General features: G+C 73.0%; 20 protein-coding genes. 8 read left to right on the forward strand and 12 right to left on the reverse strand.

Features of this window, described 5'->3' with window-relative positions; translation table 11 throughout:
- Nucleotides 1–70 precede the first annotated feature (70 nt).
- Together OG344_RS30410 and OG344_RS30415 are read right to left on the reverse strand one after the other, a co-directional pair.
- Nucleotides 71–3,058: an AAA family ATPase gene (locus OG344_RS30410; protein ID WP_405086033.1), complete on the reverse strand. Its 2,988-nt coding sequence runs from the start codon at nt 3,056–3,058 to the stop codon at nt 71–73.
- 13 nt (nt 3,059–3,071) lie between these two features.
- Entirely contained in the window at nt 3,072–3,743 is a 672-nt protein-coding gene (locus OG344_RS30415) for a hypothetical protein (protein ID WP_405086034.1), read from the reverse strand.
- Nucleotides 3,744–4,115: 372 nt separating this feature from the next.
- On the opposite strand from OG344_RS30415, the gene OG344_RS30420 reads away from it, so the two are divergent.
- Together OG344_RS30420 and OG344_RS30425 are read left to right on the forward strand one after the other, a co-directional pair.
- Nucleotides 4,116–4,442 carry a carboxymuconolactone decarboxylase family protein gene (locus OG344_RS30420; RefSeq protein WP_405086035.1) on the forward strand — a complete coding sequence of 109 codons (327 nt, stop codon included), beginning with the start codon at nt 4,116–4,118 and terminating at the stop codon, nt 4,440–4,442.
- Nucleotides 4,443–4,476: 34 nt separating this feature from the next.
- On the forward strand, nt 4,477–5,226 hold the full coding sequence (locus tag OG344_RS30425; protein ID WP_405086036.1) for an SDR family NAD(P)-dependent oxidoreductase: 750 nt from the start codon (nt 4,477–4,479) through the stop codon (nt 5,224–5,226).
- A gap of 1 nt (nt 5,227) precedes the next feature.
- Here the strand turns inward: OG344_RS30425 and OG344_RS30430 are convergent, their stop codons facing one another.
- The gene (locus tag OG344_RS30430; RefSeq protein WP_405086037.1) at nt 5,228–6,466 is read right to left on the reverse strand and encodes a nucleotide sugar dehydrogenase; all 1,239 of its coding nucleotides are present in this window, start codon (nt 6,464–6,466) and stop codon (nt 5,228–5,230) included.
- 165 nt (nt 6,467–6,631) lie between these two features.
- Here OG344_RS30430 and OG344_RS30435 point away from each other — a divergent pair, with 165 nt between their 5' ends.
- The gene (locus OG344_RS30435) at nt 6,632–7,801 is read left to right on the forward strand and encodes a glycosyltransferase (protein WP_405086038.1); all 1,170 of its coding nucleotides are present in this window, start codon (nt 6,632–6,634) and stop codon (nt 7,799–7,801) included.
- Entirely contained in the window at nt 7,798–8,616 is an 819-nt protein-coding gene (locus OG344_RS30440) for a hypothetical protein (protein WP_405086039.1), read from the forward strand. The genes OG344_RS30435 and OG344_RS30440 overlap by 4 nt, the downstream gene beginning before the upstream one ends.
- An 18-nt stretch (nt 8,617–8,634) precedes the next feature.
- On the opposite strand, the gene OG344_RS30445 is transcribed toward OG344_RS30440, so the two are convergent.
- Entirely contained in the window at nt 8,635–9,855 is a 1,221-nt protein-coding gene (locus tag OG344_RS30445; protein WP_327046646.1) for a sn-glycerol-3-phosphate ABC transporter ATP-binding protein UgpC, read from the reverse strand.
- Nucleotides 9,856–9,978: 123 nt separating this feature from the next.
- Here OG344_RS30445 and OG344_RS30450 point away from each other — a divergent pair, with 123 nt between their 5' ends.
- Nucleotides 9,979–10,986: a LacI family DNA-binding transcriptional regulator gene (locus tag OG344_RS30450; RefSeq protein ID WP_405086040.1), complete on the forward strand. Its 1,008-nt coding sequence runs from the start codon at nt 9,979–9,981 to the stop codon at nt 10,984–10,986.
- Between the two features lie 6 nt (nt 10,987–10,992).
- Here OG344_RS30450 and OG344_RS30455 read toward each other — a convergent pair whose 3' ends face one another.
- Nucleotides 10,993–11,481: a glutathione peroxidase gene (locus tag OG344_RS30455; protein WP_327046648.1), complete on the reverse strand. Its 489-nt coding sequence runs from the start codon at nt 11,479–11,481 to the stop codon at nt 10,993–10,995.
- Between the two features lie 345 nt (nt 11,482–11,826).
- Here OG344_RS30455 and OG344_RS30460 point away from each other — a divergent pair, with 345 nt between their 5' ends.
- A complete protein-coding gene (locus OG344_RS30460; protein WP_405086041.1) occupies nt 11,827–12,363 on the forward strand; it encodes a lytic transglycosylase domain-containing protein in 537 nt (178 codons plus the stop codon).
- Between the two features lie 42 nt (nt 12,364–12,405).
- On the opposite strand, the gene OG344_RS30465 is transcribed toward OG344_RS30460, so the two are convergent.
- From OG344_RS30465 to OG344_RS30480, 4 genes are all read right to left on the reverse strand, one after another.
- On the reverse strand, nt 12,406–12,741 hold the full coding sequence (locus OG344_RS30465; RefSeq protein ID WP_405086042.1) for a DUF202 domain-containing protein: 336 nt from the start codon (nt 12,739–12,741) through the stop codon (nt 12,406–12,408).
- 4 nt (nt 12,742–12,745) lie between these two features.
- Complete coding sequence (locus tag OG344_RS30470) at nt 12,746–13,087, reverse strand: YidH family protein (RefSeq protein ID WP_150931662.1); 342 nt, start codon at nt 13,085–13,087, stop codon at nt 12,746–12,748.
- Between the two features lie 86 nt (nt 13,088–13,173).
- Nucleotides 13,174–13,539: a hypothetical protein gene (locus tag OG344_RS30475; RefSeq protein WP_405086043.1), complete on the reverse strand. Its 366-nt coding sequence runs from the start codon at nt 13,537–13,539 to the stop codon at nt 13,174–13,176.
- A 10-nt stretch (nt 13,540–13,549) separates the two neighbouring features.
- Nucleotides 13,550–14,425, reverse strand: coding sequence for a ferritin-like domain-containing protein (locus OG344_RS30480; RefSeq protein WP_405086044.1), 876 nt, complete (start codon nt 14,423–14,425; stop codon nt 13,550–13,552).
- A gap of 106 nt (nt 14,426–14,531) precedes the next feature.
- Between OG344_RS30480 and OG344_RS30485 the strand changes: the two genes are divergently transcribed.
- Nucleotides 14,532–14,801, forward strand: coding sequence for a UBP-type zinc finger domain-containing protein (locus OG344_RS30485; protein ID WP_327046655.1), 270 nt, complete (start codon nt 14,532–14,534; stop codon nt 14,799–14,801).
- Nucleotides 14,802–14,824: 23 nt separating this feature from the next.
- Here OG344_RS30485 and OG344_RS30490 read toward each other — a convergent pair whose 3' ends face one another.
- Together OG344_RS30490 and OG344_RS30495 are read right to left on the reverse strand one after the other, a co-directional pair.
- A complete protein-coding gene (locus tag OG344_RS30490; protein ID WP_405086045.1) occupies nt 14,825–16,414 on the reverse strand; it encodes a Na+/H+ antiporter in 1,590 nt (529 codons plus the stop codon).
- Between the two features lie 58 nt (nt 16,415–16,472).
- Entirely contained in the window at nt 16,473–17,882 is a 1,410-nt protein-coding gene (locus tag OG344_RS30495; RefSeq protein ID WP_405086046.1) for a hypothetical protein, read from the reverse strand.
- A 223-nt stretch (nt 17,883–18,105) separates the two neighbouring features.
- Here OG344_RS30495 and OG344_RS30500 point away from each other — a divergent pair, with 223 nt between their 5' ends.
- Nucleotides 18,106–20,232, forward strand: coding sequence for an ATP-dependent DNA helicase (locus tag OG344_RS30500; RefSeq protein ID WP_405086047.1), 2,127 nt, complete (start codon nt 18,106–18,108; stop codon nt 20,230–20,232).
- A gap of 18 nt (nt 20,233–20,250) precedes the next feature.
- Here the strand turns inward: OG344_RS30500 and OG344_RS30505 are convergent, their stop codons facing one another.
- Nucleotides 20,251–21,063 carry a hypothetical protein gene (locus OG344_RS30505; protein WP_405086048.1) on the reverse strand — a complete coding sequence of 271 codons (813 nt, stop codon included), beginning with the start codon at nt 21,061–21,063 and terminating at the stop codon, nt 20,251–20,253.
- Nucleotides 21,064–21,068 lie beyond the last annotated feature (5 nt).

The raw sequence follows: 21,068 nt of genomic DNA on the forward strand, positions 1-21,068 counted from the left end.
GGCGCAGGTCGCCAGAGCACGTCGCCGGGCACGTGGACCACCGGGGATCGCCGTACGGAAGATCGCGGGGTCAGGCCTCGGGGCTCCGCCGGCCGTCGTAGCCGAGCAGCCGCATGGCGACCTCCGGGTCCATGGCCGCCGCGAGAAGCTGGGCCCGCTCGGCCGCCCGGTCCCTGGCCTCCTCGGCCCGGCGCCGTCCCGCCTGCTGCGTGCGGACCAGCAGGATCGCCACCGCGATGCCGCCGACCACCGCGACCAGCGCGACCGTCAGCAGCACCGCCGTGCCCGCCGGGACGCCACCGGCGAACGCGGCGCCCCGCGCGCCCTGCGGCGAGGCGAACAGCAGCGCGCCGAGCAGCACGAAGAGCACCACCGCCACGGCGAGGCCGATCACCGCCCACAACGCGCCGTACGACCGGCGCCGCGGCGCGGACGGCGCCTGACCGAACGGCGCCTGCCCCGGCAACGGCGTCGCGGACGCCGGAGGCGGCGCGCCGTTCCACGGCACGAAGTCCGGCTGGGGCGGCTGCAACGGCTGCGGCAGATGCCCGTTGCCGCCGGCCACGCCGTTCGGCTGCGGGACGAGCACCGGCGTGCCCCCGCCGGAGGTTGCCACACCGGAGGAGGTCACGACGACCGACGCCTCCAGCGTCCGCGTCCGCGGAAGCGGCAGCTCGACCGGGACCTCGCTGTGGCCGCGATGCGCCTCCACCGCGGCCCTGTGATAGGTCTCGATCTCCTCGTAGAACTCGTCCGAGGCGTAGGCGGTGCCGTCGATCAGCGGCCCCATCCTGTTCTGGATGACCGCGACCACGTCGTCACCGTTGAGCGTCTTGTGCTGTTCCAGCGCGTGCGCGACCGACAGCACCTCGCGGCGGTTCTCATGCAGCAGCTCGGCCGTCTTCTCCAGCAACCGGCTGAGGTTGAACTCGATCCGCTCGGGGAGCATGTCGGGCACCATCTCCTCGCGCGGGCCCGCCGCAGCGCCCGTGCCGCCTGCCCCGGGCTGCGGCTGCGTCGCCTTGCCCTCGCGCAGGCCGAGCTCCTGCAGCGCGGGCAGCGAGGCGACCCCGATGCCCATGCCCCAGTGGGCCTCCATCATGCCGGTGATGGCGGTGGCGGACTGCAGGTCGCCGGAGACGCCGGAGGAGTTGTCCTCCCCGAAGAACATGCGCTCCCCGGCGAGCGAGGCGAGCGACACCATGATGTCGGCCTCGTACTCCGACTTCCACCGGGTGAACTGGTCCTCCGGCTTGATGCTGGCCACCATGCCGAGGTAGTCGGCGCCCTTCTCGATCGTCGCCAGGTCGATCTCCAGGTGGTGGCGCGTACGGTAGGCGGCGACGGCGTGGCAGGCCTCGTGCACCGCCACGGCGTGCCGCTCGCGCTCGATGTACTCAACGTCCTCCGGCGGCCCGAGCTGCTTGAGCCGTTTGGCCCGCATCACGTCCGACCAGCTGATGGTCTCCCGGCCGTCCCGGATCGCGGTGATCAGCGACTCGTTGACCAGGTCCTTGATCGTCGCGCCGGTGGCGTACGGGGTGATCGTGGCGAGCTTGTCGATCTGCGCGTCGGTGAGCTGGTGGCTGACCTTGTCGAAGTAGCCGTGGTAGGTGCGGATCCGGCCCGCCTTGGAGGGGTAGCCGACCTTGTAGATGCGGTCGATTCGGCCGGGGCGCAGCAGCGCCTCGTCCAGCGCCTCGGGCAGGTTGGTCGCCATCATGATGAGGATGCGGTATTTCGGCGGCGGCTTGGGCCGCATGCCGAGCAGCCTGCGCACATGCCGGTTGACGAAGCCGCGCGGCTTCTTCAGGCCGGAGATCTCGGTGAGCAGCGCCTCCAGGGTGCCCATCCCGCCACCGCCGCCCATGCCCCCGCCGTACATCAGGCGGTTGACGAAGGCGCCGGTGCGCGGCATCCGCGCGGGCTCGGCCGGACCGGCCGGACCGGCGGCGCCCCGGCCGAGCACGGTGCGGGTGTGCGGGTCGAGGTAGGCGAAGCCGTGGCAGCCGGCCCCCTCAAAGGAAGCAGAGCCGAAGGGAGCGGGAACCGAGCGGCCCCAGCCGCCCGGCCCGCCCTGGGCGAGCGCGCCGCGGTTGCCGAGCGAGTCGGCCTCGTCGAAGAAGACGATGACGCCGCCGTACCGCAGGGCCAGCTTGCGCAGCTTGCGGAAGAGCGACTTGACCTTGAGCACGCCGACGCCGAAGAACATGTTGATGAACGCGCCCGGGTCCACGAAGACGTACGGCTTGCCGGTGGAGCCGGCGACCGCCTCGGCCATCAGGGTCTTGCCGGTGCCGGGCGGGCCCCACAGCAGGATGCCGCTCGGCACGTAGCCGCCCCTGGCCTCGATCTCGTCCGGCTTCTCCAGGAAGACGATGTTCTCCTTGACGCGCTCGACCACGTGGTCCTGGCCCCAGACGTCGGCGAACCGCGTCTTGATGTCGTCGGGGTAGTAGACGTCCACGCCGCCGCGGGACAGGAACCAGAAGATCGCGACGAACTGCCCGACGGCGAGCACCATCAACAGCATGACCTGCAGGACCATGGGGAGGAAGCCCCACACCGTGGCCGGCACGTTGAACAGCGCCTGCAGCGGCGAGGTCTGCTGCACCTTGGCGAGCACCAGCGCGATGACCACGATCCAGACGACCCACTTGATCGCCCGTGCGATGCGGTAGCGGTTCCAGTCGTTGAACCTGCGGTGCGTCCAGCGGTTCCAGCCGCCGAAGACGCCGCGCGTCCAGAACCGGTGGTATCCGGCCGAGCGCTCACTGATCAGGAAGTGGATCTGCCGGAGCACTTCGAGGCCCGCCAGCCACAGGACCCAGGACGCGTTCCGCACCGTCAGCAGGAAGGCGTCGGTGAAGGAGATGATGCCCTCGTAGGTGGCGATCTCGTTCCAGAGCAGTACGCCGAACGCGACGGCGAGCAGGATCAGGAACTTGCTCCTGTCCCACAGCGGCAGTCGTTTCCGGGTGCGCGGGTCGCGGTCCTCGGGACCCGACCCCGGTTCGCGAAGCCCCTCGTGGTGCTTGGGTGGGAGGGCCGTGCTCATATGAGGGGCTCCTTCACGGATTGATAATGCGCTTGACCTTGAAGGACTTGACGATCGCGGCGATCTCCGCCGCCCGCTGGCGGTAGCACGCGGGCGAGCAGCGGATGAGAAGGGTGGAGGCCGTGGCCCCGTCGGCCGACAGATAGGCGGTCTTGTCGAACGTCTGCACCGGCCCCTCCCCCACCCGGTAGTTGTAGACGGTGTGGACGCCCTTGACCCCGTCCACGATGGGCAGCACCTCGTCGTCCAGCAGTTCGAAGCCGGACAGACCCTCGGTCTCCAGTTCCTTCTGCTGGTCCTCCGTCAGCGGCACCGGCATCGGCGGGGACACGCGCAGCAGGTTGAGCGACGCCGCGTTCTGCTTGTCCTCGCTGAGCTTCTCCACCTTGGCGAACACGAAGGGTTTGTCCTCGCCGCTCACCGCGCCCCGGATGAGGTGCAGGATCGACGGCTGGTCGTGGGCGTCGAACGCGGCCGTCCAGAATGCCTGTTTCGCGAGCTGGGCGGTGGCCGATCCCGTGCCGCCGAAGAGCTGCCGGTCGATCGCCTTCTGGTCGATCTGACGCCATGAGACGGGGACCTTGAAGTAGGTGTCGCCCGCGTCGTCGTGTACGTAGGTGTACTGGGGGCCGGCACAGCCGGACAGCACGGAGGCGGCCAGCGCCGCCCCTGCGACCGTTCCCACCACCCCTGTCCTTACCCTCGGTCTTTCCACCAGGGCCCAACCTCCGCTTTGCGGGTCTACGAGGTAGTAGTGCCCGTGCTCAAATCGTTCTTCTCACGGTAGATCCGCGACGCCTCGGAAAACTAGACCGAATCTTGTCCGGATTCACCGTCCTCCTGTTACATGGAGGTTGCACGGCACCGTACCGGCCTGCCGGCAAGGCGGCGCGTCACGGATGGCGATACCCACCGGAGAGCGGCCGGAAGCGGTCCGCGGCCATGAGACGTCCGTCCGGACGCGAGAACTCTTCGGCGGAAGGTGTAACGCCTCGGCGGCCGGAACACGACAACCTGAGTGCATGCCGTCAGATTCACCGCGGAGGGACCGGATGCCATGGAGCAGGCCCACGGAGAGGACGGCGTCGCCGAAGGGCCGGACGGCGTCTTCGGCGCGATGGCGGAACGCATGTTCGCGGAGGTGTGGTCCCGGCCGGTCCTCTCGGACCGGGACCGCCGCCTGCTGCTGGTGGGCCTCCTCGTGGGCCAGGGCATGGACGAGGCGCTGGAGCGCCACCTCGACACCGCCCTGCGGTCGGGCGAGCTGACCCCGGCCGAGCTGCGCGAGACCGTCGTGTTCCTGACCCTGTACGCCGGATGGCCCCGGGCGGCCCGGCTCAGCGCCCAGGTGGAGAGGCTGATCCGCCGCACCGCCCGCGCGTGACCCGGCGCGGCGGCGGGATGGGTACGCTGCCGTCATGCCCACCGCACTCATCACCGGCGCGACCGCCGGGATCGGCGCCGCCTTCGCCCGGCGCCTGGCAGCCGACGGGTTCTCCCTGGTCCTGGTGGCCCGCGACGAGGAGCGGCTGACCGCCTCCGCCGAGGCGCTGCACAAGAGGTACGGCGTGACGGCCGAGACGCTACGCGCCGACCTGACCACCGAGGAGGGGCTGGCGGCCGCCGAGGAGCGACTGCGCTCGGGCGTGGACCTGCTGGTCAACAACGCCGGGTTCGGGCATCCGGGGGGATTCCTCGACACCCCCATGGACGACGAGGCCCGGATGCTGCGGCTGCACTGCGAGGCGGTGCTGCGGCTGACCCGGGCGGCCCTGCCGTACATGATCTCCAAGGGCCGCGGCGGGGTCGTCAACGTGGCCTCGGTCGCGGCGTTCCTGCCCGGAGGCACCTACAGCGCGTCGAAGGCGTGGGTGGTGAACTACAGCACCTCGGCGGCCGCCCTGGTCGGCCGCCGAGGCGTGCGGGTGATGGCGCTGTGCCCGGGGTTCGTGCGGACGGAGTTCCACGGCCGGGCCCGGCTCGACATGTCCCATCTGCCGTCCTTCGCGTGGCTGTCGGCCGACCGCGTCGCCGCCGACGCGATGCGCGACCTCGCCCGGGGGGCGTGGGTGAGCATTCCGTCGGCCCGCTACAAGGCGGTCGTGGCGATCCTGCGGCTGCTGCCGCTCAACCTGCTCGGCCGGATAGCGCGGGTGCGCTACCGCTGAGTCAGAGCCGCTCGACGTTCGGGCCGCGGCAGCGGCCCCGGGTGTCGAAGACGAACCGGCTCGCCCGCTGGACCAGGTCGTAGTCGTAGCAGTCGGGCGCGCCGAGCACCACGACCACGTCCGCGCGCGCCAGTTCGGCGGCGTCCGGCTCGACGACCTCGACGCCCGCGGGCACGAGCAGGTCGCCGGCGCGGGAGTCGGCGGCCCGGGGATCGGCGGCCCGCACCCGGGCGCCGAGCCGGCACAGCGACTTGGCCACCTCGACGGGCGTCAGGCCGAGCAGCAGGATCCGGCTGCCCCGGACCGCGCGGCACCGCCGGTTGAGCGCGAGGCCGATCCGGTCCACCACGTACGCCGGCATGTGCGCGTTGACGTCGTTGGCCGCCTCGACCAGCCGGAAGCCGCGCCCGGCGCGGCCCCTCACCGCCCACGGCACGTACGCCACGTCGACCGGCAGGCAGGAGTCGGGCAGGCCCGGCCCGGGCCGGGCGCCCGACCGGCCGTACGGGGTGGTGGCCGCGGCCTCGGCGGCCTCCCACACGTCGACGCCGAGCTGCCCGGCGAAGATCGCCAGCTCGTTGGCCAGGGCGGCGTCCAGGTGCGCGCGGGCGCCTTCCAGCAGCGCGCACAACTCGGCGACACGGGGCGAGGACACCGGCACGGTCTCGCGCACCAGCCGCCCGTAGAGGTAGGTCACGGCCCGCAGCGAGGCCGGGCCGACGCCCGACACGACCTTCGGCGTGTTCCCGATCCGCCAGCGGGGGTTGCCGGGCTCGGCGCGGCGCGGGCTGTGGCCGAGGTGGAAGTCCTCCCCCGCCCGCAGCCCCGACCCGCGTTCCAGGATCGGCCCGACGAACTCCTCGGTGGTGCCGGGGTAGGCGGCGGTCTCCACCACGACGGTCGCCTCCGGGCGTACGAAGGGGGCGACGCGACCGGCGGCCGTGCCGAGCGGGCCGAGGTCGGGCGCACCGTCCCGCATCCGCACGGCGACGGTGAGCACGCAGAAGTCGAACCCGGACGCGTCGGCGGCGTCAGCGCTGGCGGTGTAGCGGCCGGAGGCGTGCGCGGCGGCGAGCTCGCCCGCGCCGACGCCCTCCACGCAGGGCTCCCCCGCGTTCAGCCGCTTGACCCGCCACTCGTCCTCGTCGAGGCCGACCACGCGGAACCCGGCCTCCGCGGCGCGCGTCGCGAGGGGCAGGCCGGCCGGGCCCTGGCCCACGACCACCAGCTTCTCCGCCATGGGACGACTGTAGGAGCGGCCGCGCCGCCCGCCCCGCGATTGCCGGACGGACCGCTGTAAGGCTTGGGTACGGATACGGAAAAGTCTCTTCCGGCGCCGTCTGGGTGTCCGGTCGCGGCGGGACGGGCGGGCTAGCTTCTCCGACATGATCAGGGAGCAGCCGACATGAAACCGGACGACCGGATTCGGGTCATGGAGATAATCGCCCGGATGAACGTGAGCGGGCCCGCCACCCAGGTCACAGGGCTGTGCGAGCGGCTGAGCCCGGTGGAGTTCGACCACCGGCTCTACACCGGCTACGTGGACGGCGGCGAGGGCGACCATCTGCTGCTTCGCGACGTGACGATCCCGGTCCACCGGGTGCCGGGCCTCGGCCGGGCGATCAAACCGGCCGACGACTACCGCGCCCTGTTCGGGCTGGCCAACGCGATGCGCGAGTTCCGGCCGCACATCGTGCACACCCGGACCACCAAGGCCGGCGCGCTGGGCCGCCTCGCGGCCCACCTGTCGGGCGTGGGCGCGGCCCGCGTGCACACCTACCACGGCCATCTCCTGGACGGCCGGCTCTCACGCCTGCGCCGGGCGGTCTACACCCGCACCGAGCGCCGCCTCGCGTCGATGACCGACCGCATCGTCACCGTCGGCGCCCGGGTGCGCGACGACCTCCTCACCGCCGGGATCGGCCGGCCCGAGCAGTACGTGGTCATCCCTCCGGGCACCCGTCTCGGCCCGCTTCCCGACCGCGGGCAAGCGAGGGCCGCGCTGGGGGTCCCGCTCGACGCGCCGGTCGTGGCGTACGTCGGGCGGCTGAAGAAGGCCAAGCGGCCGGACCGGCTCGCGGAGGTCGCCCAGGCGGTCCTCGCGCGGCTGCCCGGCGCGCGGTTCCTCGTGTGCGGCGGCGGCGAGCTCAAGGAGGAGCTGGAGCGGGCCGTCATGCCGATGTGGGACTCCTTCCGCCTGCTCGGCTGGCGCCGCGACGTCGAGACGGTGTACGCGGCGGCGGACGTGATGCTGCTCACCTCCGACAGCGAGGGTACGCCGCTCTCGCTCGTGGAGGCCGGCATGGCGGGTCTGCCCGCCGTGGCCACGCGGGTGGGCAGCGTGCCCGAGATCGTGATGGACCGCCGCACGGGGTTCCTCACCGAACCCGACGCGGACGAGATGGCCGACCACCTCGTGCGGCTCCTGGTGGATCCCGGCCTGACCCGGCGGATGGGCGAGGCGGCCCGCGCATGGACCTGCCGGGCGTTCGGCGTGGACCGGCTGGTGGCCGACACCGAGGCGCTCTACCGCACGCTGCGCGGCGCGGCGCGGTCGGAGGTGGGCAGCCGGTGACACCCCTTCTGACCGCCGCGCTCGCCGGGGCCGCCGGCTGCCTGCTCGCCGCCGCGGCGCTGCGCCCGGTCCGCCGTACGATCCCCTATCTGGGCGGGATGACGCTCGCGGCGGTGACGGCGGGCGCCACGGTGGCGGCCACCGTGGCCGCCCTCGGCCCGCCGGACCGGCGGGTGAGCGCGGTCCTGCTGGCCGCCGCGGCCGTGGCGCTGCTCGGCCTGATCGAGGATGTGGGCGCGCTGCCGCTCGCCACGCGCCTGATCGTGGAGTCGGTCGCGGCGGGCGGGGTCGTGCTGTGCGGCGTGCAGGTCACGCTGACGGGCGACTGGCCGGACGGCCCGGTCAGCGTGATGTGGATCGTCGCGATGACCGGCGCCCACGCGCTGCTCGACCGGCTCGGCGGCGCGCTCGCCGGGTTCGCCGCCGTCACCGGCGCGGGTATCGCGGGCGCGGCGCTCCTGCTCGCCGACCCGGCCCTCGCGGTGTCCGCGGCCGTCCTGTCCGGCGCCTGCCTGGGGTTCCTCCCGTACGGGAGGAGGCGAGGCAGGGTGCGTCTCGGGCCATCCGCCGCGCTGTTCGCCGGATTCGCCCTGACCTGCCTCCCGGTCGCGCTCGCGGCGGGACGCGGCCCGGCCGCGATGACGGCCGGGATGCTGGCTCCCGCGCTGGCGCTCGTGCTGGGAGCCAGGCTCTACGGCGTCCGCCCCCGGCGGTGGGCCGGGGGCGGACGGCGGGGCGTGCCCGGGGGCGTGTCAGGGGACGCCCGCCGCGGTGTGCGCCAGGGCGGGCGTCAGGGTGTGCGCCGCGGCGCCTGAGAGACCGGCGCCCGGGGCTCAGCGGCCGATGTTGGCCTCGTGGCCGATCGACAGACCCGAGTCGACGTCGAAGAAGTGCAGGTTGTGGGTGTCGACGACGAGCTCGATCTCCTGGCCCGGACGGACGTGGCTGCGGGCGTTGACGCGGGCGGTCCACAGCGACTTGTCGCCGGTGAGCGGCATCGAGGTCTCCTCGTCGTCACCGTCGTTCGCGGCGGCGACGGTGTCCTTGTGCTCGACCGGCGGGGCGTCGATCGTGAACAGGACGTTGATCTCCGAGCCGAGCTCCTCGGTGACGGTCGCGCGGACCGGGACGCGCGCCCAGCCGGCGCCGTTGCCACTGGCGGAGCCGGAGTCCTCGAAGTCCGAGGGCCGGATGCCGAGGATGATCTTGCGGCCGATGTAGCGGTCGAGGCCCGGCTTCTCGGCGAAGGTCGAGTCGGGGACGGGCAGTCGGTAGTCGGCGAAGGCGACCGAGGCGCCGCCGTTGTCACGGACCAGCTCGGCGTAGGCGAAGTTCATGGCCGGGGAGCCCATGAAGCCGGCGACGAACAGGTTGACCGGGCTGTCGAACAGGTTCTGCGGGGTGTCGACCTGCTGGAGCACGCCGTCGCGCAGGACGCAGACACGGTCGCCGAGGGTCATGGCCTCGACCTGGTCGTGGGTGACGTACACCGTGGTGACGCCGAGGCGCTCGTGCATCTGGTTGAGCGAGGCGCGCATCGAGACGCGGAGCTTGGCGTCGAGGTTCGACAGCGGCTCGTCCATGAGGAAGGCCTGGGGCTCGCGGACGATGGCGCGGCCCATCGCGACGCGCTGGCGCTGACCACCGGACAGGGCGGCGGGCTTGCGCTTGAGGTACTGCTCCAGGCCGAGCATGCGGGCGGCGTCGTTGACCCGCTTCTGGATCTCCGACTTGGGCATCTTGCGCAGCTTGAGGCCGAAGGCGAGGTTCTCCTCGACCGTCATGTGAGGGTACAGCGCGTAGTTCTGGAAGACCATCGCGATGTCGCGGTCCTTCGGCGGGAGGTGGTTCACCACGCGGTCGCCGATGACGATCTCGCCGCCGCTGATGTCCTCCAGGCCGGCGATCATCCGCAGGGCGGTGGACTTGCCACATCCCGACGGGCCGACCAGCACCATGAACTCGCCGTCCTTGATCTCGAGGTTGAGGCCGTTCACGGCCTTCACCCCGCCCGCGTAGATCTTGTCGACACTGTTCAGAACGATAGAAGCCATGCCAGTCCTTCGCGCTTGCGAGTCAAGAGCAAGTGGATACGTTTTCATGACTGTCCCGTGAAATGCCGCCTATTGTCAAGATTTCGGTTACTTGCCGGATGGAACCATGATGGAATCGTTTCCATGAGTGGTCCAGTGCAGCGGCGAATAACGATCAAGGAAGTGGCGGAGGCGGCGGGGGTCGGGGTGGCCACCGTGTCACGCGTCCTGTCAGGAGGATCGGCGAGCCCCGAGACACGGGAGAAGGTGTACGCCGCCGCGGCGAGGCTCGACTACCGGCCGAGCGCGCTGGGGCGCAACCTGCGGCGCCAGCGGACCGGCGGCGTCGGCCTGCTGGTCCCCGACATCACCGACAGCTTCTACGCGCGCCTGACCGACGGCGTGCTGTCGTGCGCCCGCTCGTACGGCGAACCCGTGACGATCGGGGTCACCGGCGACGACCCCGAGCGCGAGGCCGAGCTGATCGGCGCGCTGATCGAGCAGAGCATGGACCGGCTCATCGCGGTGCCGTCGGGGGACGGCGACATGTGGGCGCCCGCGTTGCGGGCGGGGCTCAACGTCGTGTTCGCCGACCGGCGGGTGCGGACCGACGTGCCGAGTGTGGTGCCCGACGACCGGGCGGGCGTCCTCACGGCGGTGGAGTACCTCGCCGGGCTGGGCCACCGCAGGATCGCCTTCCTCGCCCGGCACGGGCAGTCACAGCGTGTGACCGCGTTCCTGGGCGCGACGGCGTCGCTGGGGCTGCCGGTCGACCGCGACCTGGTCGTGCACGCGCGCGCGAGCCGCGACTCGGCCTACGCGGCCGCCGCCGGGCTGCTGCAGCACCACTCGGACGTCACGGCGCTCATCGCGGGCGGCAACGTGCTCGGCGAGGCGGCCGTGCTGGCCGCCCGGGAGCTGGACGTGCGCATCCCCCGGGACGTGTCGCTCATCATGTTCGACGACGTGCCCTGGGCGGAGCTGTGCTCCCCGCCGCTGACGGTGATCGCCCAGCCCGCCCAGGACATCGGGTACCGCGCCGCCGAACTGGTGCTGCGGCAGGGCCGCCGGCCTCCCACGGTCACGCTGCCGACGCGGCTCGTCGTACGGGCGAGCTGCGGGCCCAGGGTCGCGCCGCGCCGGTCGTCCTGACGTCCGTCAGGAGACGACCTTCTCGATCGCCTCGGCGATCTCCGGCGACTCGGGGGCGACGCGGGGCCGGAACCGGGCGACCACCTCGCCGTCGGCGGAGACGAGGAACTTCTCGAAGTTCCACTCCACGTCGCCCGCCGACCCCGAGGTGTCGGGGACGGCCGTGAGCGCGGCGTAGAGGGGGTGCTGTCCCGGGCCGTTGACCTCGGTCTTCTCCAGCAGCGGGAAGTCCACGCCGTAGGTGGTGGAGCAGAACTCCACGATCTCCTCGGCCGAGCCGGGCTCCTGGCCCATGAACTGGTTGCAGGGCACGCCGACGACGGTGAAGTCGCGGTCGGCGTAGGCTCGCTGGAGCGCGACCAGGCCGCCGTACTGCGGGGTGAGGCCGCACCTGGACGCGACGTTGACCACCAGCGCGGCCCGCCCGCCGAGCAGGCCGCCGACGGTCGTGCCCGCGCCGTCGATCGTGTTCACGGGGATCTCGAGAACGCTCATGTCCGCACCATACGTCCCGTCTCCCCCGCCGCGCCGCGCGGGGCCACCGGGAGCGCGCCGTGTCGCCCCTGTTGAGCCCTGCCCCCTTTACCCTGTGCCGCTGGTTAACCTGCGCCCCCGGGAAAGGTCGGCGTTCTGCGGCGGATGGGCAAAGAACCGTCCGCGGCGTGTCGCGAATGCCGCCGCCGGGGCGGGCCGCCGTATTTCAATCCGCGTGAGGACCCGTCGCGGTGCCCGCCGGAAGCTCTTCGTGATCCGGTGCGGGCCGAGCGGACGGCGGACGCCCACGTCATGGGCGTACGGCCGCGAAGGGCGCCAGCGCGCGCCCCTTCCGCACGCGACCCGATGACAAGGACCGATTTGGACAGCAACAGCGTTCTACGCAGCACAGTCGCCGCCGTCATCGCGGCCGCCCTGACCGGTGGCGTGGGCGGCGTCGCATGGGCCGGCGAGATGGCCGGCGAGATGGCCGGCGAGTCGGCGGACGAGTCGGCCGGGCAGAACGCCCGCCAGGTCACGCACCTCGGGGTGTGGACCATGCGGGCGGCGCCCGAGGCGCCCAGGTTCCGGGCGCCGGCGAAGGTGATCAGCAAAGCCTACGCCTTCCGGCTCGTCACCCGCCGCACGTGGTCGGGCGAGCAGTTCCAGTGCCTGGACAGCCTCTGGACCAGGGAGAGCAACTGGGACCACCGGGCCTACAACTCCGGATCCGGCGCCTACGGCATCCCGCAGGCGCTGCCCGGCGACAAGATGGGCTACGTCGCCCGCGACTGGCGGTTCAACCCGCAGACCCAGATCAGGTGGGGGCTGCGGTACATCAAGGGCCGTTACGGCTCGCCGTGCGGCGCGTGGGGCCACTTCCGGTCCCACAACTGGTATTGACACCGGCTGGACTGACACCGGCGCCCGGGCCGGGGTCTCGCGTCAGGCGAGGCGGAGCACCAGGACCAGTGCTCCGGCCGCGGCGGCGAGCGCCCCGGCCCAGGCGACGCGGGCGTCCGGCCCGGAGCCGAGCGGGCGCCCGTGCCGCAGCGCCAGTTCCAGGGCGCGGTGCCGCAGCCCGGTGCGCAGGAGCAGGACGGCGCCGGCGAGCGCCACCACCCCGAAGGGAACGGCGAGGCCGGGCAGGTCGTCCCGCACCGCCGCCCCCGCCGCCCCGATGCCGGACCCCGACATCAGGACCGCCGTCCGCACCCAGGCCAGCCGGGTCCGCTCGCCGTGCAGGCCCGGCCTGGGGTCGTCGTCCCCGGACGTGGTCACGCGATCACCTCGGCACGAGGATGAGGAGCAGGGCGAGGACGGCCACCCCGGCGACGCCGTACCCGAACATGGGGGCCAGGGCGGGCGGCGGGAGCGCGCGGTCCTCGCGCAGCGCGCGGTCGATGTGCCGCCAGCGTGGGTAGGCCGAGCCCGCCGCCAGGGCGGACAGCAGCACGAGCACGAGGGCGAGCAGCGTGCGCACCCACGGGACGAAGACGTCCTCGGGGACGACCGCCATGGCGATGCCGCCCGCGCTCAGCGCGAGGGCGGTGCTGATCCAGGTGAGGAACGTCCGCTCGTTGGCGAGCACGAAGCGGGGGTCTGGCTCGTTCTCGTTCCCTCTCATGGGAGAACGCTAACTTTGCCCCTTTTCCGGCAGATTTCCCGGGTTGCCGTGCGGACCCTTGACGGCGCCGGCCTCCGGCGGCCGGGTCAGATGCAGGCCTCGCTGACCTTGCGGAGGTAGCGCGCGCCGTCGGTCGCCACCCTCTGCGCCGCGTCCACCGCGGCGTTGGCGTCGTCGACGTTCAGCTTCTGGAGGCTCTCGGCCAGCCCCCGCAGGGCGTCCCTGAGGCTGGTGTCGGCCGCCTTGTTCGCCATGTCCTCCAGGTCGGCGGCGCCGTCCTCGATCTTCTTGCGCATCGCGGCGGGGTCGTCGGCGACCTTGCCGATCTCGCTGACGGTGCGGCTGATCACCTTCGTCGCCTCGGCGCACGACTGGGCCTTGTCCGCGGTCGCGCAGCCCGAGGCGAACAGGACGGCGGCGGCGCAGGCGGCGGCGAGCGGGAGGAGTCGCATGCCGATCACCCTACCCAACCGTGCCCCGATCGCCGCGGCTCCGCGCGGCGCCCGTTCCCTCACCCGCCGCCGGTACCCCGGCCGTCCGAGCCCCGGCCGTCCGAGCCCCGGCCGTCCGGGCCCCAGTTGTCCGGGCCCCGGCCCTCCGCCCGGCCGGCCACATGACGCCGGCGACGACGCCGTGGAAGCGCGCCGCCACCTCGCGGACGAAGGCGGCGCCCGGCACCCCCACCGCGCGCAGCGCCCCGCCGTGGTCGGCCACGACCACGGCGACCACGCCGGCCAGCAGGGCCCACCACAGGCCCGCGGCCACGGCCCGCGTCAGCCGGGACGACCTCCGGAAGGACAATCGCAGCCGGTCGCGATGGAACGGCACGTGCCGAAGCTCGTCGGCGAGGATCCGCCCGGCGACCTCGGAGGCCAGTGGATCACCGGCGCCGTCGCGCACGGCCCGGTAGTAGGCCAGCGCGACCACCTCGGCCAGCATGAGGACCATCAACTCCAGGCGCAGCCCGAGAAGCCGCCGAAGCCGGACGAAGACGGCGTCGGTCCAGTGGCCCCGCAGGGTCGCCGCGCCCGCCGCCTCGAGCAGCCGGGCCAGCAGGCGGGCGTGCTCGCACTCTTCCGCGACGAACAGGCGGACCGCAGCCGCGTACACCGGGTCTCCGGCCCAGCCGGCCTTGCCCGTGAGAAAGGCTCCGTCGCCGTCCTCGCCCACCTGGAACCGCTGGAGGCTGCGGACCAGGGCGGGGTCCAGCCGCGCGCCCCGGCTCCAGTCGGGGTCGCCCCACGTACGGCGGAGCAGCGCGGCGCCCTCGAAGTCGCGCAACCAGCCCGTGAAGTCACCCGTGGGGTCAGCCGTGAAGTCACCGATGTCGACCGTCATGGCCGGGAACCTACGGGCCGGGGGTGCAGATTCCGAGGGCGGGTTTGTAGTGGTTTGGTGGAGGACACGGCCGGGCCGGTCGAACAGGGGTCATAGCATCTGCGGCATGGGAACGTGTGAACATCTGCTCGCGGCGGCCGAAGCCGCCGAGCCCGGGGCGCTCACGCCGCAAGGCTGTCAGGAGTGCCTGGACCTCGGCATGCACTGGGTCCACCTCCGCAAGTGCCTGACCTGCGGCCACATCGGCTGCTGCGACTCCTCTCCCGGAAAGCACGCCACCGCCCACCACAAGGAGACGGACCACCCGGTGGTCCGCTCCTACGAACCGGGCGAGAACTGGCGCTGGTGCTACCCGGACCAGCGTCTCGGTCAGTGAGCCGGTAGCCGTCCCGGCTCCACTCAGCCGCGTTCGAGCGTCGCCTCCTCGAAGTCGAGCTCCTGCATCACCCGGTGGAGCACCTCGTCGTCGATACGGCGCTCGTCGCGCAGCCGTACGAACACGTCGCGCTCGGCGGCGAGCATCTCCCGGCGCAGCCGCCGGTAGAGCGCGGCGGGCGTCTCCTCGCCCTCCTGGCCGGTGCCGCCGCCGAGCCGCTCCCAGGCGTGCATGGCCCGGCGCTCGGCGCGGGTGCGCAACTGGTCGACGACCTCCTCGTGAACGTCGCGCACGCCGTCGGAGGTGAGCTCCTCCAGCCGGGACAGCGCCGCCGACGCGGCGGCCTGCTGGGCGCCCGCCTCCGCCAGGTCGTCGGCGTACCGCTCCCTGGCCGTGGAGACGCCGAGCTTCCTGATCAGCCAGGGGAACGACAGGCCCTGCACGATCAGGGTGCCGACCACGACGGCGAACGTCAGGAACAGCAGCAGGTTGCGCTGGGGGAAGTCCTCGGGCAGAGCGAAGGCCGCGGCCAGCGACACCACCCCCCGCATCCCCGCCCAGCTCGTCACCACCACGTTCTGCCATGCCGGGGTCTTCGGTTCCCGGGCGCGCACCCGCTTCGACAGCATCCGCGGGAGGTAGGTGCTGGGCGGCACCCAGGCGGCCCGGACGAGGACGACCACCAGGAACAGCACGACGGCGTACGTCACGAGCTGCGCGGGCCGCTGGCCGCCCAGCCCGGCGAGGATCGGGCGCAGCTGCAGGCCGATCAGCGCGAACACGATCGACTCCAGCACCAGGTCGGCCACCCGCCAGACCGCCCCGGACAGCAGGCGCGTGCCGTACGAGCTGCGGCTGAGCTGGTGTCCCAGGTAGATTCCGACGATCACCACGGCGATCACGCCGGAGGCGTGCACGGCCTCGGCCGCGAGATAGGCGGCGTACGGCACGAGCAGCGAGACGCCGTTGGCGATCAGCGCGTCGCCGAGCCGCCGCAGCACGAGGCCCGCGATCCGCGCGATGGCGAGGCCGATGACCAGGCCGAGCCCGGCGGCCAGGAGGAACTGCCCGCCGATGTCGAGCACTCCCCCGGCCGTGCCGGCCACGGCGCCGATCGCGACCCGGTAGGCGGTCAACGCGGTGGCGTCGTTGAACAGGCTCTCGCCGACCAGGATGGTCAGCGCCCGCCGCGGCAGGCCGAGCCGGCGCCCGATGGCGACCGCGGACACCGCGTCGGGCGGCGCGATGATCGCGCCGAGCGCGAAGGCCGCGGCCAGGGGAAGCTGGGGCACCATGGCGTGCGTGACGAACCCGACCACCACGGTGGTCATCAGGACGAGCCCGACCGCGAGGAGCCCGACGGGCCGGGCGGCGTCGCGCAGCCGCAGATAGGAGCTGTCCAGCGCCGCCGAGTAGAGCATCGGCGGCAGGAAGACCAGCAGGACGATATGGGGATCGAGGCTGTAGTCGGGGACGCCGGGCAGGTACGAGACGGCCAGCCCGGCGAAGACCAGGAGCAGCGGGGAGGACCAGTCCCGCCACCGGGCCAGGGCGGCGACGGCGAGAGCGCCGGCGGGGAGGAGGAGGAACTGCAGTGCCGTTGAGGTGTCCATCAGACGACGAGATTACTTACCGCTGGAACCCCCGCTGACCACCGGCCCATATATCGGTCTACCAGCCCCGCGTGTCCTCCCACGCCTCCTGGCCGTCGTCCGGCCACTGGGCCTGGCTCTCTCCGGTGGCCCGCCCGGAACGCCGTCTTCCCTGACGCTCGTGCTCCGCCTGCGGGTCGGGAGTCTGGCCCGCCGGCCGCTGGTCCGGCCGCAGTCGCTCGCCCGTGTGATAGGGCGGCGGTTCGTTCACGTACGGCCGGACGGCGCCGAGGCCGAGGGGATCGTTCGGGTCGACCGCCGGAGGCTGCCGGCGCGGGTCCGCCAGGGGCCCGGTCTGGGTCGCGGAGGACGCGACGAGGCGGTCCTGCGTGGGGGTTCCCCGGGCGACGAGCACGTCGTTGGGGCCGAGCGCGACCGGAGCCGGGTGGGCCTCGGCGGCCGGAGCGGGCGGCGGCACCGGCGGGCGGGCATACTGCCCTGTGCCGGGAAAGTCGGGATACTCGTAGTCGCCCTGGTAGTCACCTTCGTAGGTGCTCTGGTAACCGCTCCGGTAGTCGCCACGCGCGGGCTGCTCGGGGTAGCCGGCCTCGTGTCCCCGGTGGGTGTCCGGCGCGGCGTACCCGTTCTCGCCCCGCGCGTACGCGTCGCGGGCGGCGCCGTAACCGTCCTGGGCCTGGCCGTAGGAGTGCTGCGGCGCGGCGTAGGGATCGTCGGCGGTGTACGGGTCGCGCGGGGCGTAGCCGTCCGCGGCCTGGCCGGCGGCGTACCCGTCGGGCGGCGTGGCGTAGCCGTCCTGGGCCTGGGCCGCCGGGTAGGCGTCCTGGGTCTGGGCCGCCGGGTAGGCGTCCTGCGCCCGGGCGCCGTAGGGGTCCGCGGCCTGCGCCGGGTAGGCCTCCCGCGCCGGGGCGGCGTACGGGTCCTGAGCGGGATAGGCGTCCTGCGCCTGCGTGCCGTACGCGCCCCTGACCGGGGCGGCGTACGGGTCGTGGGCGGGATAGGCGTCCTGCGCCTGCGCGCCGTAAGGGTCCGGGGCGGCGTAAGGGTCCGGGGCGGCGTACGGATCCGGGGCGGCGTAAGGGTCCTGGGCGGGATAGGCGTCCCGGCCCCGGGCCTCCTGCGCGATCTCCTGCCCGTGTTCCTGGCCGTGTTCCTGGCGCTGGGCGGCGTGCGGCGGGTATCCCTCCCGGCCGGCGGCGGCGTAGCCGTCCTGGTCGGGCGCCTGCCGGGGGAAGGGCCCGGTGCCGGCGTCCTGGTCCGGAACGTCGTCCTCGGCGTACCCGTCGTCCAGGGTGTCGATCAGACGTCCCACGTCGTCCATGGGCATACGGAAACTGGCCGTGCACATCTCGCCCCGCCACAGACTCAGCACCAGCGTGCCGTCGTGCCAGGTGACCCTGAGCACGCGGTCCTGACCCCGTGCGTCGAAGAACACCTCGCCGAACGATGGCAATGGGACAACTTCCGACATGGCAGTCATAGTGCCTTTACCAGCCCTTTTTCGTCCACTCGATCCCGGGAACCCTGGCGCAATATCCGTTTCGTCCTCTTTGACCTCACTGGGAAGATCGCCGTTGATCTTGAGAGCACTGGTATCCAGTGTGCCATGCGGGCCGGGAGGGAGTTCCTGGAACGCCAGGATGTGGTGAACGCGTCACGCACGAGATGTCGGTGCCAGGGGGTAGCGTTCTGCCGTGCCAAAGGACCGTCCCGAGCTTCCGCCCGTCGAAGAACTCCTCACCGCCGCGGTGACCGCGGTGGGAGGCGTCGAGCGCCCGGGCCAGGTCAAGATGGCGCAGGCGGTGCGCGACGCCGTCGAGAGCGAGGAGCACCTGGCCGTGCAGGCCGGCACGGGCACCGGAAAGTCCCTGGCCTACCTGGTGCCCGCGATCAGGCACGCGGCCGAGAGCGGGGAGGCCGTGGTGGTGTCCACCGCCACCATCGCGCTGCAACGCCAGCTCGTCGACCGCGACCTGCCCCGGCTGGCCGACGCCCTGGAGGGCCTGCTGCCGAACCGCCCCGAGTTCGCGATCCTCAAGGGGCGCCGCAACTACCTGTGCCGCCACAAGATGGCGGCGGGCATGCCCGAGGACGAGGACGACCAGCTCTTCGACCCGCGCGAGGTCAGCGCGACCGGCCGGATGGTGCAGCGGATCCAGGACTGGGCCGACGACACCGAGACCGGTGACCGCGACGAGATCGTGCCGGGAGTCAGCGACCAGGCCTGGCGGCAGTTCTCGGTGACCGCCCGGGAGTGTCTGGGCGCCCAGCGCTGCCCCAGTGGCGCGGACTGCTTCGCGGAGCTCGCCCGGGAGCGGGCGGGCGAGGCCGACGTCGTGGTGACCAACCACGCGCTGCTGGCGATCGACGCCATGGAGGACTTCGCCGTCCTGCCCGAGCACGACGTGGTCGTCGTGGACGAGGCGCACGAGCTCGCCGACCGGGTCACCTCCGTGGTCACCGGCGAGCTGTCCGAGGCCACGGTGAGCCTGGCGGTGCGCCGGGCGGGACGGCTCATCGAGCAGGGGGTGGCCGACCGGCTGCAGGAGGCGGGCGAGGACCTGCGTGCCCTGCTGGCCGCCGCGCCGCCCGGCCGCGTCGACACGCTGCCGCAGTCCCTCGGGATGACGCTCGCGCTGGTGCGGGACGCCGCGTTCGCCTGCATCACGGCGCTCGGGCCGCGCAACAAGGACAAGGACGACCCGGAGAACGCCGGGCTGCGCAAGGCCGCGTTCACCATGCTCGACGACGTCCACGACACCGCGCAGCGGATGCTCGACGCGTTCGGCCCGGCGGCCGGCGGGACCGGCTCGGGCCGCGACGCGCCCGAAACCGCGGATTCGGACTCCAGGGCCTCGGACTCAGGGGCCTCATGCACGGGGTCCTCAGGTACGGGCGCCTCGGCGTCCGGGGGGCCGGCGGGCCGCGCGGGCGGCGACGCGGAGGCCGAGGAGATCCACCGGGCAGAGGTCGTCTGGCTGGAGGAGGGGCGCGGCCGCGTCCCGCCGACCCTGCGGGTCGCGCCGCTGTCGGTGGGCGGCATGCTGCGGGACAAGCTGTTCGGCGAGCGGACCGTCGTCCTCACCAGCGCCACGCTCGCGCTCGGCGGCACGTTCGACAGCCTGGCCCGGCAGTGGGGCCTGCGGCCGGGCGAGTGGACCGGCCTGGACGTCGGCTCCCCGTTCGACCACCCGCGCCGCGGCATCCTCTACGTCGCCACGCATCTCCCCCAGCCCGGCCGTGACGGCCTGCCGGAGGCGTACGTCGACGAGATCGCCGAGCTGATCGAGGCGGCCGGCGGGCGCACGCTCGGCCTGTTCTCCTCCATGCGGGCCGCCAAGGCCGCGACGGAGGCGCTGCGCGAACGGCTGGACGTGCCTCTGCTCTGCCAGGGCGACGACTCGACCGGGCAGCCGGTCAAGCAGTTCGCCGGCGACCCCGCCACCTGCCTGTTCGGCACGCTCTCCCTGTGGCAGGGCGTCGACGTCCCGGGGCCGTCGCTGACCCTGGTGATCATCGACAGGATCCCGTTCCCGCGCCCCGACGACCCGCTCGCCTCGGCGCGGCAGCGGCACGTCGCGGCTTCGGGAGGCAACGGCTTCATGGCGGTCGCGGCCACCCACGCCGCGCTGCTACTGGCCCAGGGGGCGGGCCGCCTGCTGCGCTCGATGGACGACCGCGGCGTCGTCGCGGTGCTCGATCCCCGGCTGGCCACGGCCCGTTACAGCGGGTTCCTGCTGAACTCGCTGCCGCCCTACTGGCGCACCACCGACCCCGGCAAGGTCCGCGAGGCCCTGCGCCGCCTGACCGCCGACCTCTGACCGCCGGCGGGCGCTCCCTCACATCCCCGTGACGGCGCCGAACGTCTCACCCTCGTTGAGCCGCCGGACGAGGTCGAGCACGGCGTGCGGCCCGCCGTTGGCGGTGACCCATCGGCTCACCCGGCACGCCGCCCGGGCGTAGGTGTTCCGGTCGGCGCCGGCGGCCCGCAACCAGGCGTCCAGCGTCACAGGCAGCGAAGCGTCCGTGCTCACGAGGCAGCGGTCCGGCGCGGTTTCCGGCGCGGTTTCCGGCGCGGTGTCTGCGGCGGTGTCGGGCGCGGTTTCCGGCGCGGTTTCCGGCGCGAGATACCGTGGGTCGCCGGAGACCAGGACGGCCAGGCCCTCGTTGAACCACTGCGGCACCTGAGCACCCGTGTCCAGCCGGTCGTGCAGTTCGACGTGCGACATCTCGTGCGAGGCGATGACCGGGTCCACGCCGGAGGGCGACAGCATCACCACGCGGTCCAGCACCGCGACCCCACGCTCCCCGCCGCCGCCGATGCGCCGGTAGCAGCGGTCGCCGAGGCAGGCGAGGATCCGCGGAGAGGTCCGCCTGCCGCCGTAGAAGTCGCGGACCCGCCGCTCGGCCTCCTCCACGGCCGAGACCACCTGCCGCTTCCGGTGCGGCGGCAGGCCCGATTCCGCGTAGACGTTCTCCGCCAGCCGTTCCAGTCCGTAACAGCCGGGGCAGGTGGCGGCGGCGAGCGCCGGGTAGGCCACGGCCACGACGGCGGCCGTCGCGATCGGCAGGGCCGCGAGCGCGGCGAGCAGCCACACCCGCCACCGGGCCGTACCGCCACGCGAGCCCGAGCGCCGCCACTTCGATGTCATGGTCC

The organism is Microbispora sp. NBC_01389 (genome assembly GCF_045040095.1).
Lineage (GTDB): Bacteria > Actinomycetota > Actinomycetes > Streptosporangiales > Streptosporangiaceae > Microbispora.

Excerpts from the sequence above, each read along its gene's own strand:
- OG344_RS30435 (WP_405086038.1), top strand. The coding sequence starts at position 6,632 with ATGAAACCGGACGACCGGATTCGGGTCATGGAGATAATCGCCCGGATG.
- OG344_RS30470 (WP_150931662.1), bottom strand. The coding sequence starts at position 13,087 with ATGAGAGGGAACGAGAACGAGCCAGACCCCCGCTTCGTGCTCGCCAAC.
- OG344_RS30410 (WP_405086033.1), bottom strand. The coding sequence starts at position 3,058 with ATGAGCACGGCCCTCCCACCCAAGCACCACGAGGGGCTTCGCGAACCG.
- OG344_RS30490 (WP_405086045.1), bottom strand. The coding sequence starts at position 16,414 with ATGGACACCTCAACGGCACTGCAGTTCCTCCTCCTCCCCGCCGGCGCT.
- OG344_RS30450 (WP_405086040.1), top strand. The coding sequence starts at position 9,979 with ATGAGTGGTCCAGTGCAGCGGCGAATAACGATCAAGGAAGTGGCGGAG.
- OG344_RS30445 (WP_327046646.1), bottom strand. The coding sequence starts at position 9,855 with ATGGCTTCTATCGTTCTGAACAGTGTCGACAAGATCTACGCGGGCGGG.
- OG344_RS30455 (WP_327046648.1), bottom strand. The coding sequence starts at position 11,481 with ATGAGCGTTCTCGAGATCCCCGTGAACACGATCGACGGCGCGGGCACG.
- OG344_RS30475 (WP_405086043.1), bottom strand. The coding sequence starts at position 13,539 with ATGCGACTCCTCCCGCTCGCCGCCGCCTGCGCCGCCGCCGTCCTGTTC.
- OG344_RS30480 (WP_405086044.1), bottom strand. The coding sequence starts at position 14,425 with ATGACGGTCGACATCGGTGACTTCACGGCTGACCCCACGGGTGACTTC.
- OG344_RS30460 (WP_405086041.1), top strand. The coding sequence starts at position 11,827 with ATGACAAGGACCGATTTGGACAGCAACAGCGTTCTACGCAGCACAGTC.
- OG344_RS30420 (WP_405086035.1), top strand. The coding sequence starts at position 4,116 with ATGGAGCAGGCCCACGGAGAGGACGGCGTCGCCGAAGGGCCGGACGGC.
- OG344_RS30430 (WP_405086037.1), bottom strand. The coding sequence starts at position 6,466 with ATGGCGGAGAAGCTGGTGGTCGTGGGCCAGGGCCCGGCCGGCCTGCCC.
- OG344_RS30425 (WP_405086036.1), top strand. The coding sequence starts at position 4,477 with ATGCCCACCGCACTCATCACCGGCGCGACCGCCGGGATCGGCGCCGCC.
- OG344_RS30505 (WP_405086048.1), bottom strand. The coding sequence starts at position 21,063 with ATGACATCGAAGTGGCGGCGCTCGGGCTCGCGTGGCGGTACGGCCCGG.
- OG344_RS30485 (WP_327046655.1), top strand. The coding sequence starts at position 14,532 with ATGGGAACGTGTGAACATCTGCTCGCGGCGGCCGAAGCCGCCGAGCCC.
- OG344_RS30495 (WP_405086046.1), bottom strand. The coding sequence starts at position 17,882 with ATGTCGGAAGTTGTCCCATTGCCATCGTTCGGCGAGGTGTTCTTCGAC.